The organism is Syntrophorhabdales bacterium (assembly GCA_035541455.1).
GTDB lineage: Bacteria > Desulfobacterota > Syntrophorhabdia > Syntrophorhabdales > WCHB1-27 > JADGQN01.
Genome location: DATKNH010000124.1, coordinates 15,767 through 30,036, shown reverse-complemented (window position 1 = coordinate 30,036; position 14,270 = coordinate 15,767). Strand labels below are relative to the sequence as shown.

At 53.5% G+C, this 14,270-nt stretch carries 12 protein-coding genes; 11 read left to right on the top strand and 1 reads right to left on the bottom strand.

Annotation, left to right across the window (positions count from 1 at the left end; all coding sequences use genetic code 11):
• Positions 1-5 precede the first annotated feature (5 nt).
• A complete protein-coding gene (locus tag VMT71_13625; GenBank protein HVN25007.1) occupies positions 6-728 on the bottom strand; it encodes a class II aldolase/adducin family protein in 723 nt (240 codons plus the stop codon).
• Positions 729-892: 164 nt separating this feature from the next.
• Here VMT71_13625 and VMT71_13620 point away from each other — a divergent pair, with 164 nt between their 5' ends.
• From VMT71_13620 to VMT71_13570, 11 genes are all read left to right on the top strand, one after another.
• A complete protein-coding gene (locus tag VMT71_13620) occupies positions 893-2,272 on the top strand; it encodes a UbiD family decarboxylase (protein ID HVN25006.1) in 1,380 nt (459 codons plus the stop codon).
• A 52-nt stretch (positions 2,273-2,324) separates the two neighbouring features.
• Positions 2,325-3,761, top strand: coding sequence for an SLC13 family permease (locus tag VMT71_13615; protein ID HVN25005.1), 1,437 nt, complete (start codon positions 2,325-2,327; stop codon positions 3,759-3,761).
• A gap of 105 nt (positions 3,762-3,866) precedes the next feature.
• Entirely contained in the window at positions 3,867-5,309 is a 1,443-nt protein-coding gene (locus tag VMT71_13610; protein HVN25004.1) for a UbiD family decarboxylase, read from the top strand.
• 33 nt (positions 5,310-5,342) lie between these two features.
• Positions 5,343-6,035 (top strand): FadR/GntR family transcriptional regulator, encoded by a 693-nt coding sequence (locus VMT71_13605; protein ID HVN25003.1) that lies wholly within the window; start codon positions 5,343-5,345, stop codon positions 6,033-6,035.
• Between the two features lie 18 nt (positions 6,036-6,053).
• Positions 6,054-7,586, top strand: a complete 1,533-nt coding sequence (locus VMT71_13600; protein HVN25002.1) for a UbiD family decarboxylase — start codon at positions 6,054-6,056, stop codon at positions 7,584-7,586.
• Between the two features lies 1 nt (position 7,587).
• Entirely contained in the window at positions 7,588-9,114 is a 1,527-nt protein-coding gene (locus VMT71_13595; GenBank protein ID HVN25001.1) for a class I adenylate-forming enzyme family protein, read from the top strand.
• A gap of 155 nt (positions 9,115-9,269) precedes the next feature.
• Complete coding sequence (locus tag VMT71_13590) at positions 9,270-10,445, top strand: ABC transporter substrate-binding protein (protein HVN25000.1); 1,176 nt, start codon at positions 9,270-9,272, stop codon at positions 10,443-10,445.
• A gap of 39 nt (positions 10,446-10,484) precedes the next feature.
• Positions 10,485-11,663 carry an ABC transporter substrate-binding protein gene (locus VMT71_13585; GenBank protein ID HVN24999.1) on the top strand — a complete coding sequence of 393 codons (1,179 nt, stop codon included), beginning with the start codon at positions 10,485-10,487 and terminating at the stop codon, positions 11,661-11,663.
• 29 nt (positions 11,664-11,692) lie between these two features.
• Positions 11,693-12,577, top strand: coding sequence for a branched-chain amino acid ABC transporter permease (locus tag VMT71_13580; protein ID HVN24998.1), 885 nt, complete (start codon positions 11,693-11,695; stop codon positions 12,575-12,577).
• Positions 12,574-13,521, top strand: coding sequence for a branched-chain amino acid ABC transporter permease (locus tag VMT71_13575; GenBank protein HVN24997.1), 948 nt, complete (start codon positions 12,574-12,576; stop codon positions 13,519-13,521). Before VMT71_13580 ends, VMT71_13575 begins: the two co-directional genes overlap by 4 nt.
• The gene (locus VMT71_13570; GenBank protein ID HVN24996.1) at positions 13,518-14,270 is read left to right on the top strand and encodes an ABC transporter ATP-binding protein; all 753 of its coding nucleotides are present in this window, start codon (positions 13,518-13,520) and stop codon (positions 14,268-14,270) included. Before VMT71_13575 ends, VMT71_13570 begins: the two co-directional genes overlap by 4 nt.

Here is a 14,270-nt window from a genome sequence, read left to right as displayed (position 1 = left end):
CACTGCTACAGGGCAACGTAGGGCAGGTCGAGCAGACTCACGTAGTATTTCCAGCGGCCGGCGATGGGCTCGGCTTCCTCCAGGTTGAGCTGGACCTCTTCGGGCGTTTGTGGGCTTGCAGTGCCTATCATGCTGGTCAGCAGGGTCACCTTCGCCTGCATCTCCAGCCATATTGCATTGATCACTGCCTCTTCCACGGACTTGCCCGTCATGAGAATGCCGTGGTTCTTCAGGTGACATGCAAGGGCGTCGCCCAGCGTCTTTGCCACCGCCGCTCCCTGCTCTTGACTGACTATCTTCCTCGAAGACTGAAAGATCGGTATGGGCCTTGCACACACCACCGACATGATGCCCAGCATCGGAAGGATCGGTTTGCCTGCGGCCCCGAAGGCAGTCGCGAGATGCTGATGGGTGTGCACCGTAGCCATGACGTCGGGCCGTGCTTTGAAGACTTCCGTATGGAGCTTCACTTCAGCCGGAGCGCGATATTCACCTTGGATGTGGTTGGCCTCCAGGTCAACCATGATGACCCTGTCGGGCGTCATATTGAGAAGGTTCCCGAGATCAACGCCGCGTGCCTTTATCAGGACGTAATTTGTTCCAGGGACCCGCGCGGCCACATGTCCTAGGTAGTCTGCTAAGCCGAGCTTCGCGAGAATGCGGCAACCGGTTGCCACTTTTTCCTTCAGATCCTGCACCACTTTCTGGTCGAGATGTTCTGCTGCCATGATAGCCCCCTCTCAGTTTAGTTCTTTAGATATTCGATTCTTACTCCATAGTGCGTAGTACACATCACGTTTTGTTGTCAACAAAAAACGTCTAATGAAAAAATGTTTGACAATTGTGACGGGTCTATACTTAGGTATAAGAGAATAACCGGAGGAGGTGACGCGTGGCCAGGAGCCTGAGCGGTTTCATTAAGATGCTGGAAGAAAAGTACCCGGAGAAGATGCTTCACGTGAAAGAGCAGCTTGATCCTGACAGGCATGAACTTGCAGCCTTCGTAAAACTGCTTGAGGAGAAGAACCGGGAACCGGTTATCGTCTTTGAAAACGTGAAGAATCTTAAGGGGGAGAGATCACCTTTTCCGCTGGCCTACAACCTATTCGTGACCAGGTCTCTCTGTGCGATGGCTATCGGTGAGGATCCTTCCAACAACCAGATGGGGCTCGGTATTCGCTTCGGCGAGATAGAAAAGAAAGAGGGCCCGCTCGATATAATCAAGCAGTCGGATGCTCCGGTTCTTCAGAACGTGCTTACCGGCGACAAGACTGATGTCACGACTCTTCCCGCGGCCCGTTACCACGAGAAAGATGTGGGACCCTACTTTGTCATGGCCTGTCTCATGAAGGCAAAATCAGGGGACTTTTACGATGTTACTCCTACAAAGAACCTTGTTTATGGGCCGAGAAGAATGAGTATCTCCACCCACGGCCATCATCATCTCGCACGCATAATAGCAGAATACGAACGGATGAATGAGCCGGCCCCTGTGGCTGTTGTTCTGGGGCATCACCCTGCCTTTTACCTGGGATCCTGCGCATTGCTACCCTACGGAAATCACGATTATAAGACGATAGCAGCCTTCTTGGGAGAGGCGTTGCGCCTTACCCCTTCGGCTACCCTGGGTAAGGATTTTCTGATCCCTGCGGATGCCGAGATCATCATTGAAGGAATGATACAGCCAGGGGTAAGGGATTATCAGAATCCGTTCGGCGAGATTTCCGGTCACTATCAGGAGCGCATGCTTGTTCCTGTGATCGACGTGACAGCGGTCTGCTTCAGAAATAACCCTATCATGCAGGGCGTTATGCCGGGGCACGCCGAGCACATCATCCTGGGCGGTCTCCCAAAGGAAGGAACTGTCTATTGGGCGATGAAGAAGGTCGTGCCCGAAGTGACGGCGGTACATCTGCCTGATTCCGCGATGGGGCGATTCCAGGCGCATATCGCTGTGAAGAAGAGGACGTACCGTGACGTGACCGTGGCTGCCATGATTGCCTTCGCCGAGCAGCCGAATCTGAAACTTGCCATAGTCGTCGACGACGACATCGATGTGTTCAACCAGAAAGAGGTGATGTGGGCGGTCGCAACGCAGGCAAGATGGGACAAGGACGTGATCATCATTCCGAAGGTTCAGAGCTTCCGCAGCTGGATCGGCGACGCGGTCTGCATCATCGATGCTACGCATCATGAAGATGTTGCAAACTATCCGGAAAGGAACCGCATTCCCGAAGATGCGATCAAGAGGCTCAGAGAACTGGGGTTCTAGCGTTACTGACTGGGGCGCTTTGATGAATACGCGGTGGTAAAGGAGGAGAAGCATGAGTGAAGCAAAGGCAGTCGCGGACACGTCGAAGATGAATCCTGAAGTGAAACGTTTTCTCTATTTCCTGATCTGCATCGCAGTGGGGGTGATCACGTATTTGGCACCCTTTACCCCGACCGAAGGAGGGCGCAGGGCCCTCAGCGTCACGGTCTTCGTGATCGCCATGTTCATCGCTGAACCTGTTCCCCTTGGCGTCACCGGACTTCTGGGCTGCTGGCTCTACTGGGTCTTTGCCGGTATACCGGTGGCCAAGGCATTTTCAGGGTTCCACAGCGATACGCCGTGGTTCATTCTCGGCGTTCTACTAATGGGGATCATGGCCGAATCAACAGGGCTGGCCAAGAGAATAGCCTACAACATGGTGTGCCGTCTCGGGAGCAACTACTCATCCATTTTAGCCGGAATGATGGTGCTCAACCTTCTGCTGACGTTTATAATTCCCTCTGGGCTGGCGAAGACCCTTGTGCTCTGCACCATTGCGATAGGGCTGATCCAGAGCTACGGGCTGGCCAAGGAGAGCAATATCGGCCGGGGCCTCATCCTGGCGATGACGTACCAGTCAGGACTCTTCGATAAGGTTATACTCGCCGGAGCAGCCACGATCCTGTCGCGCGGGCTCATCGAATCGGTGGGCAAGGTGAAGGTCTCCTACGGCTTGTGGTTGGTCGCTTACCTGCCCATTACCCTGCTCACGATTCTCGCCAGTTGGTGGATCATACTGAAACTTTTTCCTCCGGAAAAAAAGACGCTGGAGGGGGGACAGGAGTACTGCCGGGCCGAACTACAGAAAATGGGATCGATGTCCGCAAAAGAGATAAAAGCCACAATTATAATGTCGGTGGCGACGATACTGTGGGCAACCGATCACTGGCACCACATTAGCCCCTCGATCATCGGCGTGGTGGGTGGTCTCTTCGCCTGCCTGCCGCTCGTAGGCGCAATGAAGAAAGATGATTTCAGCAAAGCCAACTTTCCCATAGTCGTCTTCATAGGCGCAGCTATGTGTCTCGGCAACGTGATGGCCGATACAGAGATCCTGAAAACGCTTACAGCCGCCCTGTTTAAATGGATGACACCGGTATTACATTCTGCGTCGGTTATGGCGGGGATGCTCCTCTACTGGTATGCCAACCTCTTTCATCTCTTCCTTGCTAACGAGCCTTCCATGATCAGCGCCACGATGCCTGCACTGATGCAGTTCTGCCTCAAAGATGGGTTCAACCCGCTCACACTCGGCATGCTCTGGGGGTATGCGGCCGGTGGTAAGGTGTTTGTCTACCAGTCCGCTGTGCTGGCCGTCGGCTATGCGTTCGGCTATTTCACCACCAAGGATCTCTTCAAGTTCGGGCTGGCCATTTTCTTTGTTGAGTCAATCCTGCTGCTTTTGATTGTCCCATGGTACTGGCCTCTTCTCGGCCTCACCTTCCGGTGATGAGGCAGGGCTGAAGGAGAGACGCGAGTTGTGTTTAAAAATTGAGGCAAACAACTAGATGCTGCTTACCGTGCACTATACACTGATACCGAGGGAGGAGTGATTATGTCCAACGTGCAATACAAAGACCTTCGTGACTGGCTCAAAGTTGTTGAAGATACCGGAGAACTCAGAACTGTCGATGGTGCGACCTGGCAGGAGGATATCGGTATGGCCACCGAACTCTTGAATCACACGCCGCAGGCCCCTGCCGCAGTTTTTGACAACATCCCGGGGTATCCAAAGGGCTTCAGGGTGTTGACGAACGCACTGCTCAGTAATAACCGTCTGGCTATCACCTTCGGCCTGAAGAAGGGCCTCTCGAAATTTGAGCTGAGCACCGAGCTCTACAAAAGGACAGAAGGACAGAAGCCACTGCCGCCTGTATACGTGGAGAGCGGACCGGTCATGGAGAATGTGCTCGAAGGAGACGCGGTAGACGTGTTGAAGTTTCCCACACCCAAGTGGCACGAGGAGGATGGCGGCAGGTACATTGGCACAGGGAGCTATAACATCACGAGAGACCCTGACGAGGGCTGGATCAACGTGGGGACCTATCGTGTGCAGGTCCAGGACAAGAACCATGTCGGTTTCTACATATCGCCAGGCAAGCACGGCCGCATCCATAGGGACAAGTACTTTGCGCGGAAACAGCCGTGTCCTGTCGTGGTAGTGGTTGGAGGCGATCCTCTCCTCTACCTCGCTGGTGCGAGTGAGCTACCGTACGGGATGTGCGAATTTGATTGGGCGGGGGCTGTCCGTGGCGCGCCGTTTGAGGTGATCAAAGGCAAGTACACGGGACTTCCCATTCCCGCACGGGCAGAGATTGTGCTCGAAGGCTTCGCCCACTTTGATGACGTTCAGGAAGAAGGGCCCTTCGGCGAGTGGACGGGCTACTACGCCAGCGCATCGCGCAAAGAGCCCAGGATAGAGATCAAGGCGATCTACCATCGGAATGATCCCATCATCCTTGGCAGCCCTCCCAATAGACCGCCGGATGAGCTAGCCTTTTACCGCTCATTCATGCGTTCCCCTCTCTTGAAGGAGGAGCTGGAAAAAGCAGGAGTGCCCGATGTTGTCGGCGCATGGTGCCACGAAGCAGGAGGTGCAAGGCTGTTTCTGGCGGTCTCCATAAAACAGCGCTATCCAGGCCACGCCACGCAAGTGGGTCACGTGGCGTCCCAGTGTCACGTGGGGGCCTACTGCGGCCGCTACGTGGTCGTCGTGGATGACGACATTGACGTCACCAACCTGGAAGAGGTTGTCTGGGCGATGTGCACGCGCTCCGACCCTGCAACCTCTATCGATATAATCCACCGGGCGTGGAGCACGCCGCTCGATCCGCGCATCAGTCCCGACGACAAGGCAAAGGGAGCGCTCTGGAACTCGCGTGCCATCATCGATGCCTGCCGCCCGTTCGAGTGGAGGGACAGGTTCCCGATTGTCAACATGCCCAGTCCGGAAGTGAGAAAGAAAACGGTGGAAAAGTGGGGCCATCTTCTAAAGTAGCTGTGTGATGGGAGCTGGGGAGCGGAGGCAGACATGAAATTCAAGCAGGTGAAACGCGGGAGGGTCTCCGATTCCGTCCTCGAACAGATAAAGCAAAGCATCATCAAAGGAGACTACAGGTCGGGCGATAAACTGCCTCCGGAGAAAGAGTTGATGGAGGTGTTCAACGTGAGCAGGGGGTCGTTGCGCGAAGCCCTGAGGAGTCTGGAGGAATCAGGATTCGTTGTGGTAAGACCCGGAGCAGCAGGTGGAGCCTATGTGGCGGGAGCGGGTGTCAGGTCTCTCGCAAACAGGCTTCACGACATCATACTCATGGAGCGGGTATCCTTTGAAGAGATCCTGCAGTTCAGGTCGCTTACTGAACCGGGTATAGCGCGGTTGGCAGCTGAGAATCGAACGGAAGAAGACGTCGCCCTGCTCGAAGAGATGAACCGCGTGAGAGAGAAAGCGATTACGGCGGGCAAGATTCCCATCATCGTCACTATAGACTTCCACCAGGCGCTTGCAAAAGCTTCTAAGAACAAGATGATCTCTCTTTTGATCGATGCGGTGGCACTCCTCTTCAACAACGAGTTCAGGAAGATGAGTCTGAGCATTGAGGATCATCGGGCGATTCTGGAGGCGCACAAGCGACTCACCCGCCACATAAAGAATCGTGAGCCGGAAAAAGCTGCCAAGGTTATGTACGAGCATACACTTGATGTAAACAAGCGACTCAAAGCATAAAAATATCGGGAGGTCGGTATGTCAAACGTGCATCTCAGCAATCTCAGATCAACCATCGAGTACCTGAAAGCAAAAGGCAAGCTCCTGGAGACGGATGTCGAGATAAACCCGGAACTGGAAATGACCGGCATTCAAAAGCTTCTGGACGGGGGGTTGCCGATCCTCTTCAACAACGTGAAAGGCTATCCCAATGGAAGGCTCTTCACGAACCTTTTCGCCGATGGCAACCTCGTTGCAGAGCTCTTTGACGCGGGGACCGAAAGAACTTTCAAGTTTCGCATTATTGAGGCGATCCGCCGTCCTCTCGCGCCGAAAGTGGTTACGGACGCGCCGTGCCAGGAAGTGGTCATAGACAAGGACATCGATGTCTGGCCTATCATCCCCATGATCAAGCACACACCCAGTGATCCGGGAAGGACGCTCGGCGGAGGCAACACGCTGGCCACGGGAAAATATTTTTGGGGAGGTACGCACATAAGCTACAACAGGATGCATTTCAGGTGGCCCAACTACTCGACTTTTCAGATCTCACCCGGCTCCCACACGGATATGATCGCGTCCAAGTTTTACAGAAAAGAGCCGATTCCATTGACCATCAACATGGGCGTACCCGCTGCGTGCACGTTGATGGCCGGTGCGGGTTTTGTCTACACGATACTACCCCCGGGATGCGATGAACTGGGTATTGCGGGCGCCGTGCAGGGATTTCCCGTGGACATAGTAAAGGCGAAGACGATCGATGCCTATTCAATCGCCCAGGCCGAGTACGTGATCGAGGGGTACCTGGACACCACGAGTAAAGTCTGGGAAAGCGAGCTTGCAGAGAAGGATGGGAAGCAGGGGGTTCATCCGTTCCATCCGGAATGGTCGGGATATATGGGGAAGGCCTACAGGACGTATAAATTTGTAGTGACCGCGATCACCTACCGGAAGGACAGGCCTATCTATTATCCGCTCGCGGTTCACAGCTACGACGATCATAATATCGACACCATGGTCAGGGCAGCCTCTTTTTTTGAGCTGGCAGAGCGCGTCTGTCCAGGACTGACCGTAGACACCAATATCCCGATGTGCATTCCTGACTGGGGTGGTGTGATTTTCCAGGTGAAGAAGCGCAGACAGCGGGATGAGGGATACGTAAAGAATATCCTTTCCACGGCGCTCTCCTGTTCCATTGGAGCGCGGCTGGCCATGGCAGTAGACCCGGATATCGACATCTACAGCATGGATGACATGATGTGGGCGATTGCGACTAGAGTTGATGCAGCGCAGGGTATTATGATCGTCGCCCCGGGCGGGGCAGGCCAGACATTCCAGCCTGCAGAGAGAAGTTCAGCAGGAGAGAAGGACTGGACTCAGACAAACATCAGGTTCTCCGGTGCCATCGCACTGGACGCAACGGTTCCTTTCAGATATGTGGACGCCTTTCAGAAGGCGCATTATCCGATCGACGTCGTTGACCTCAAGAAATGGTTTACGGATGATCAGATTGCAAAGGCAAAAGCAGCTCAGCCGGAGTACGGAAAGCTCTTTGCGAAGACAGGTTTTTAGAGTGAACGAAGAGTATAAAGACTGGGCTGTCATCATCGAAGAACGCGGCCGCACGATCCCCGAGAAGAAGTACATAGAAAGCCTGGATCAGGGGAAGTCCATTACGTACGGCCGGATGAATGAGTTCTGCGATCGGGTCGGCCAGTTTCTGCGCGAACGAAAGACGAAGGCAAGTGATCGAGTAACCATCATCGGCAAGAACTCCATAGAGACAATGATCATCTACTACGGCGTCTTGAAATACGGTGCCGTAGTGAACCCCATCTTTTTCGAAGAGAGTCAAGAAAACCTTTATCGCATCATCAGCATGGTAAGACCCAGATTTGTTTTCTACGACAGCGGTCTGAAACTGGACACCGGACGATACGCGGGTGAATGGATACGCTTTTCCGATAAAGGCGAGAAGGTGTCCGAAAATGATTTCTTTCGTCTTCTTGAAACCCGCAGGCCGGTGCCCGTGAAGTGCGTCGCTAAGAGCAGTGATGTTGCCCTTATCGTCTATACGTCGGGCACCATGACGCTTCCCAAGGGTATTCACATCTCACGGGAAGGTCTCTTTTATATGGTCGACGAGATAGCAGACCGAACGGGCATGACCGAGTCGGATAGGGTTCTTGAATACCGCGCGTATAACTGGGCTTCGGCACAGCTGTTAACCATCCTCTCCACCATGCTCAAGGGCGCTACACTCTTCCTTGCCAGAAAATTTTCGAGAAGCCGCTTCCCTGAATGGCTCAAAGTTCATAAGATAACTATTTCGTCCGGTGTGCCTGCAGTGATCAACATGCTGATCAATGAACCGGTAGCTTTGAGGAAGGAAGAGGTCCCGGATTTGAAGTTCATCACCTCCAGCTCGGCGCCTTTGAGCGTGGAGAGCCATGTTAGGTTCGAGCAGACGTATCACATTCCTATACAACAAATGATGGGTATGTCTGAGGCGGGCTGGATGGTGGGGAACCCGCCGGCAAGACGCAAATTGGGTTCAGTGGGTCTGCCTCTCAAGCATAAGGAAATCTGCTTCCTCAATGAGCAGGGGCAGGAATGCAAGCCCGGTGAAGCGGGGGAAATGATCGTCAAGGGCAGAGCTATGGGCTTGTGCTATTCGAAGGAGGATGGTACGATTGAGGCATTTCCACGGGAGGGTTTCCCCACGGGAGACCTTGGTTATGTGGATGTGGATGGATATATCTTCATCACCGGAAGAAAAAAAGATCTCATCATCAGGGGCGGTATCAATATATCGCCCATGGAAATCACCTCCCGCATAATGGAACACGAGGGAGTGAGTGAGGCAGCAACCATAGGCGTGCCGGACAGCATCTACGGAGAAGAGGTAGTCAGTTTCGTGGTAAAAAAGGAGGGATGCGAGCTCTGCGCGGATGAGATTGCCGCTCATTGCAGCAGGACGCTTCCCGATTTCAAGGTACCGAAAAAGATACTGTTCACGGCGGCGCTGCCTAGGAGTGAGCGGGGAAAGGTTCTAAAAAGCGAGCTTCTGAGACTGTACGAAAAGGAATCCTCAAGATAGATAGAAAGAAAGCGATAAAGGCAGTCTTTGTAGCAGGTGGAAATAGAGCTGAGAGATAAAGGGGCATGGGAGGCGTCATTTGCGATCAAGAGCGGTGCATGAGATTTACCTCCCGCGAACTCATATTACCTGAAGTAACTGATAGAGGAGGAGTTATGAGGGGGATAGGGAATGTGCGAGCGGCAGTAATCGGGATAGTATGCACCATGCTCGTGTTTTGTTGCGTCTCCGGTGCCTTGGCCCAGAAAAAACCAGCGATCAAGCTGGGCGTGAATCTCGATACGACGGGATACGGCGCTTGGCTGGGCGAGCCGGAACTAAGAGCCATCCAGCTCTACGCCGAACAGGTAAACAGCAAAGGCGGTATAGATGGCCGCCCCTTGGAGCTGGTCATCTACGACAACGAGAGCAACCCCGAAAAATCTTCAAGCACTGCGAAGAAGTTGATCCAGCGCGACAAAGTAACCGCAGTGATCGGCACGGTCCTCACCGCCACCTCAAATGCCGCCAAGTCTGTGGCGCAGGAGGAAAAAGTTGTCATGTACTCCCTTTCAGCCTCCTACGATCCGAGCTACACCGACTCCTACACGTTTGCCACCTGGGTTGCGAGTTCCGGTCAGGTCGAGACTATCTACGATTATTTTGTAAAAAAGGGGATCAAACGTGTTGCCACCCTCTGCGCGACCGATTCCACCGGTCAGACGTGGCTTGAGGAAACGAACAAGAGCGCAAAGAAATATGGACTGGAGATTATCAGCGAACGGTTCAACGTGAAGGATGTAGATGTTACACCCCAACTTGCGAAGCTGAAGGCGGGCAACCCCCAGGCCCTCATAGTAGGGGTTACGGGGGCACCCAACGCGGTCGTTGCCAAGAATTTTAACCAGATGGGTTTTAAGATCCCCTACGCGAGCACTGCGGGAAATATTTCAGAATCCTTCCTGAAACTGGTCGAGGGAAACGAACCCGAAAACCTGGTTCTCCCGGGTGCCTACTGTATCATATGGAAAGAACTTCCCGACTCCTATCCTCAGAAAAAACTGATGAAAGAATTTAATGAAGCTTTCCTGGCTAAATTTAAGAAGGAGCCCGACATTTATGCGGCTGTCGCGTATGATGCCACGCGTGTAACGGTTGAGGCCATGCGAGAGGTGAAGCCTGAAGGCCCGAAAGACAGCCAGAAGCTGAGAGATGCCATCGAGAAAATAAAGAATTACCCGGCAGCATACGGAGGAACCTACACGTTCAGTAAGACAGACCACCGCGGGACAAAAAAGGATGCCTGCGTGATGGTCCAGGTGAAAGGCGGCAAGTTCGTGATGGCGAAATAGACTGCTTCATCCTTGATCTGATATGCCTGGGGGAGGCTTATGGGGGGAAAAGAGTGCTGGAACGTTGGAGTATCGGCAATAGTACTGAGTTGCCTGCTGCTCTTGTGCGGGGTTTCTGAAGTCGCAGCTCAGAAGAAGCCTGTCATCAGGTTGGGCGTAAACCTTGATGTAACGGGATACGGCGCCTGGCTCGGCGAACCTGAACTGCGCGCCGTCCAGCTCTTCGCTGAACAGATTAACGGCAGGGGCGGAATCGACAACTATCAGCTGGAACTCGTTGTTTACGACAATGAGAGCAATCCGGAAAAGTCGTCGACCAATGCAAAGAAACTGATTCAGCGGGACAAGGTGGCGGCCATACTAGGCACCGCCATCACTGCAACGTCGAACGCGGCGAAATCAGTGGCGCAGGAAGAGAAGGTAGTTACGTATTCCCTTTCCGGATCTTATGAGCCCAGTTATGCGGACTCTTTCACCTTTGCTACGTGGGTCCACACGTCAGGCATGGTTGAGACAATTTATGATTATTTCGCAAAGAATGGAATAAAGCGCGTTGCAGCCCTCTGCGCCACTGATTCGACAGGACAGACGTGGCTGGACGAGGCTAATCGGAGTGCAAAGAAATATGGCTTCGAGATTGCCAGCGAGCGCTTCAATGTGAAGGATGTCGATGTAACGGCGCAACTCGCGAAACTAAAAGCGACCAATCCGCAGGCGCTCATAGTAGGAGTGAGCGGTGCGCCGAATGCGGTTGTTGCCAAGAACTTCAATCAGATGGGTTTCAAGATTCCGTATGTCACAGGACACGGCAATATCTCTGATACCTTTCTGAAGCTTATGGAGGGAAATGAACCGGAAACGTTGCTACTGCCGGGTGCCTATTACATAGTCTGGAGGGAGTTGCCTGATGCCTATCCGCAGAAGAAATTGATGAAAGAGTTTACCGAGGCTTTTCAGAAGAAGTTCAAGAAAGAGGCAGATATTTATGCGGTAGTCGCGTATGACGCTGCGCGGGTGATCGCGGAGGGCGTGCGCCAGGTGAAGCCCGAAGGTCCGAAGGATAGCCAGAAGCTCCGGGATGCGATGGAGCTCATGAAGAATTTTCCCGCGGTTTACGGTGGCACTTACACGTTCAGCAAAGAGGATCACCGTGGGATCAAGAAGGATGCCGCATTGATGATTCAGGTGAAAGGCGGCAAGTTCGTGATGGCGAAGTAAATAACCAATTCTTGGGCGGCGTCTCTATAGTGGAAAACACCTATCTGTCTCAAGCCGTACAGTTTATTTTTGCAGGCCTTACCAGCGGTTCTATTTATGCGCTGGTGGCGCTCGGTTTTGATATCATCTACAATGTGACGCTCGTCGTCAATCTTGCGCAGGGAGAATTCCTGATGCTTGGAGCAATGACGATGATATCACTCCACACTGTTTTCAAGCTCCCTCTTCCGCTCGCGCTTATTTTCTCCACGCTCATCGTGGGGGGTGTCGGCATTCTTTTCGACCGGTTCGCTATCCGTCCGCTGAAGAAGCCATCGATCATGCTTCTGATTCTCCTCACGCTCGGAGGCTCAACCTTCCTGAAAGGAGTGGCACTCCTGATTTGGGGCAAGGACCCTTATACTGCGCCGACCTTCACAAAGATAAAAAGTATCTCGTTTCTCGGAGCCAGCTTCTCGCCGCAGATGCTCTGGGTGATCGGAGCGTTGGTTGTTATCTCTGTTGTGCTCTGGTTCTTTTTCGAGCGGACCCTTATAGGAAAGGCGATGCGTGCCTGTGCGGAGAATCCTCGTGCGGCGAGCCTGATGGGAGTCAATGTAAAAACGTTTGTGATGATCTCTTATTTTCTTGGAGGTGCGCTGGGCGCGTTGGGGGGGATGTTAATCGCGCCTGTCTCTTTCATGGTGTACGATGAGGGCACCATGATGGGCCTGAAGGGTTTTGCGAGTGCAGTGCTGGGCGGGGTGGGAAGCTATCCCGGAGCGGTAGTTGGCGGTCTTGTGCTGGGGCTGCTTGAAAGCCTTTCGACGGGGTATGTTTCTTCCATCTTCAAGGACATTCTTGCTTTTCTGGTGCTTCTCTGCATTCTTGTGCTAAAGCCAACCGGCCTCATGAAACATTCGGATGACAAATGATGATCAGGATTGTGCCGTACCTACTGTTTGCGCTCTTCATCTACCTTCTTCCACTATTGCTCGCGGGCTCTTACTGGATTCACGTGCTGGTGATCATTGGGACCTACGTGATTGCGGCCGCGGGAGTGGATCTGGTGGTTGGTTTCGCGGGACAGCTTTCGTTGTGCCAGGCCGCTTTTTTTGCGCTGGGCGCATACGCATCTGCGATCCTTACCACGACCTATCGCGTTGACCCGTTGCTGGCCCTTATTGTTGGCATGATTTTTACCGGGTTGGTTGCCTACGGCGTAGGTGCGCCCGTGCTGAGGCTGAAGGGGTACTACCTGGCCATCGCGACGCTCGGTTTCGGACTCATCATTCAGTCGTGTCTCGTCACACTGGCCCAGTACACGGGAGGTCCGGATGGGTTCAGGGACATCGTTGCCCTGAAAGTCGGGGGCTACACGTTCAAGACTGATGAGCAGTACTATTATCCGATCTGGACAGTAGCCATGCTGATCCTCTTGCTGACGCGTAACATAGTTCGATCCAAAGCAGGGCGGGCCATGCTGGCGCTGCGCGGCGATGATGTGGCTGCATCAGCCATGGGTGTAGATATCGCACGATGCAAGATCCAGGCTTTCGTGCTTTCCGCGATGTACGCTTCTCTCGCGGGAGGTCTCTATGCCCACTCGAATAGATTCATATCGCCACAGATGGCTGATCTTTCGCGGTCGGTAGAAATGATCATCATGGCGGTACTCGGAGGCATCAGGACTGTCTTTGGCGTACTCATCGGCACCACAATCATGAAAAGCATCCCGGAAGTCCTTGAGTCCTTCCTTGATTATCAGATGGTAGTGACGGGTGCGATTCTGATTGCTCTGCTGCTCTATATGCCACAGGGGCTCATAGGTGTGGTGCGTGGGGTCATTCTGCGTCTTCGCTCAAGGGGAGAGCATTGATTCTCGAGATCAAGGAATTGAGCAGATTCTTCCAGCGTCTCACAGCGGTGAACGACCTGAGTTTTGCCGTAGAGAAAGGCAGCATCAAGGCGCTGATAGGCCCGAATGGCGCAGGGAAAACAACTACGTTTAACATGATTTCTGGCCTTCTTGCTCCTAGCAGGGGTTCGATCACTTTCAAGGGAGAAGAGCTTACCTCATGTCCCCCGCACGTGCGCGCGTGGAAAGGCCTGTCGCGCACCTTCCAGATTGTGCGGCCTTTTGCCGAGATGAGCGTGCTTGAGAACGTGATGGTCGGCTGCGACATGCGTACCAGGAGCGGGCTCTTTTCGGCGGCGCTCAGACTTCCCCGGTGCTTCGCTGATGAGAAAAGGGCACGGCACAAGGCGATGGAGGAGCTGGAATTCGTCGGCTTAGATGCCCGTGCCGAGGCGCCTGCAACGAGCCTTCCCATGGGCGAACAGCGGGTCATGGAAATCGCAAGAGCTTTAGCTTCTGATCCGGAGATCGTCCTTTTTGATGAGCCGGCTGCGGGGCTGAATGAAAAGGAGACGGATGAATTGGCAAAGAATCTTCTCCGCATCAAAAAGAGAGGAATCACAGTCCTCCTTGTGGAGCATGATATGCGTCTTGTCATGCATGTCTCCGATCAGGTGGTGGTCATCAACTATGGCAGCCTGATCGCAGAGGGCACCCCTACGGAGATAAGGAATAATTCTGAAGTTATTACCGCGTATCTGGGGAAGTAA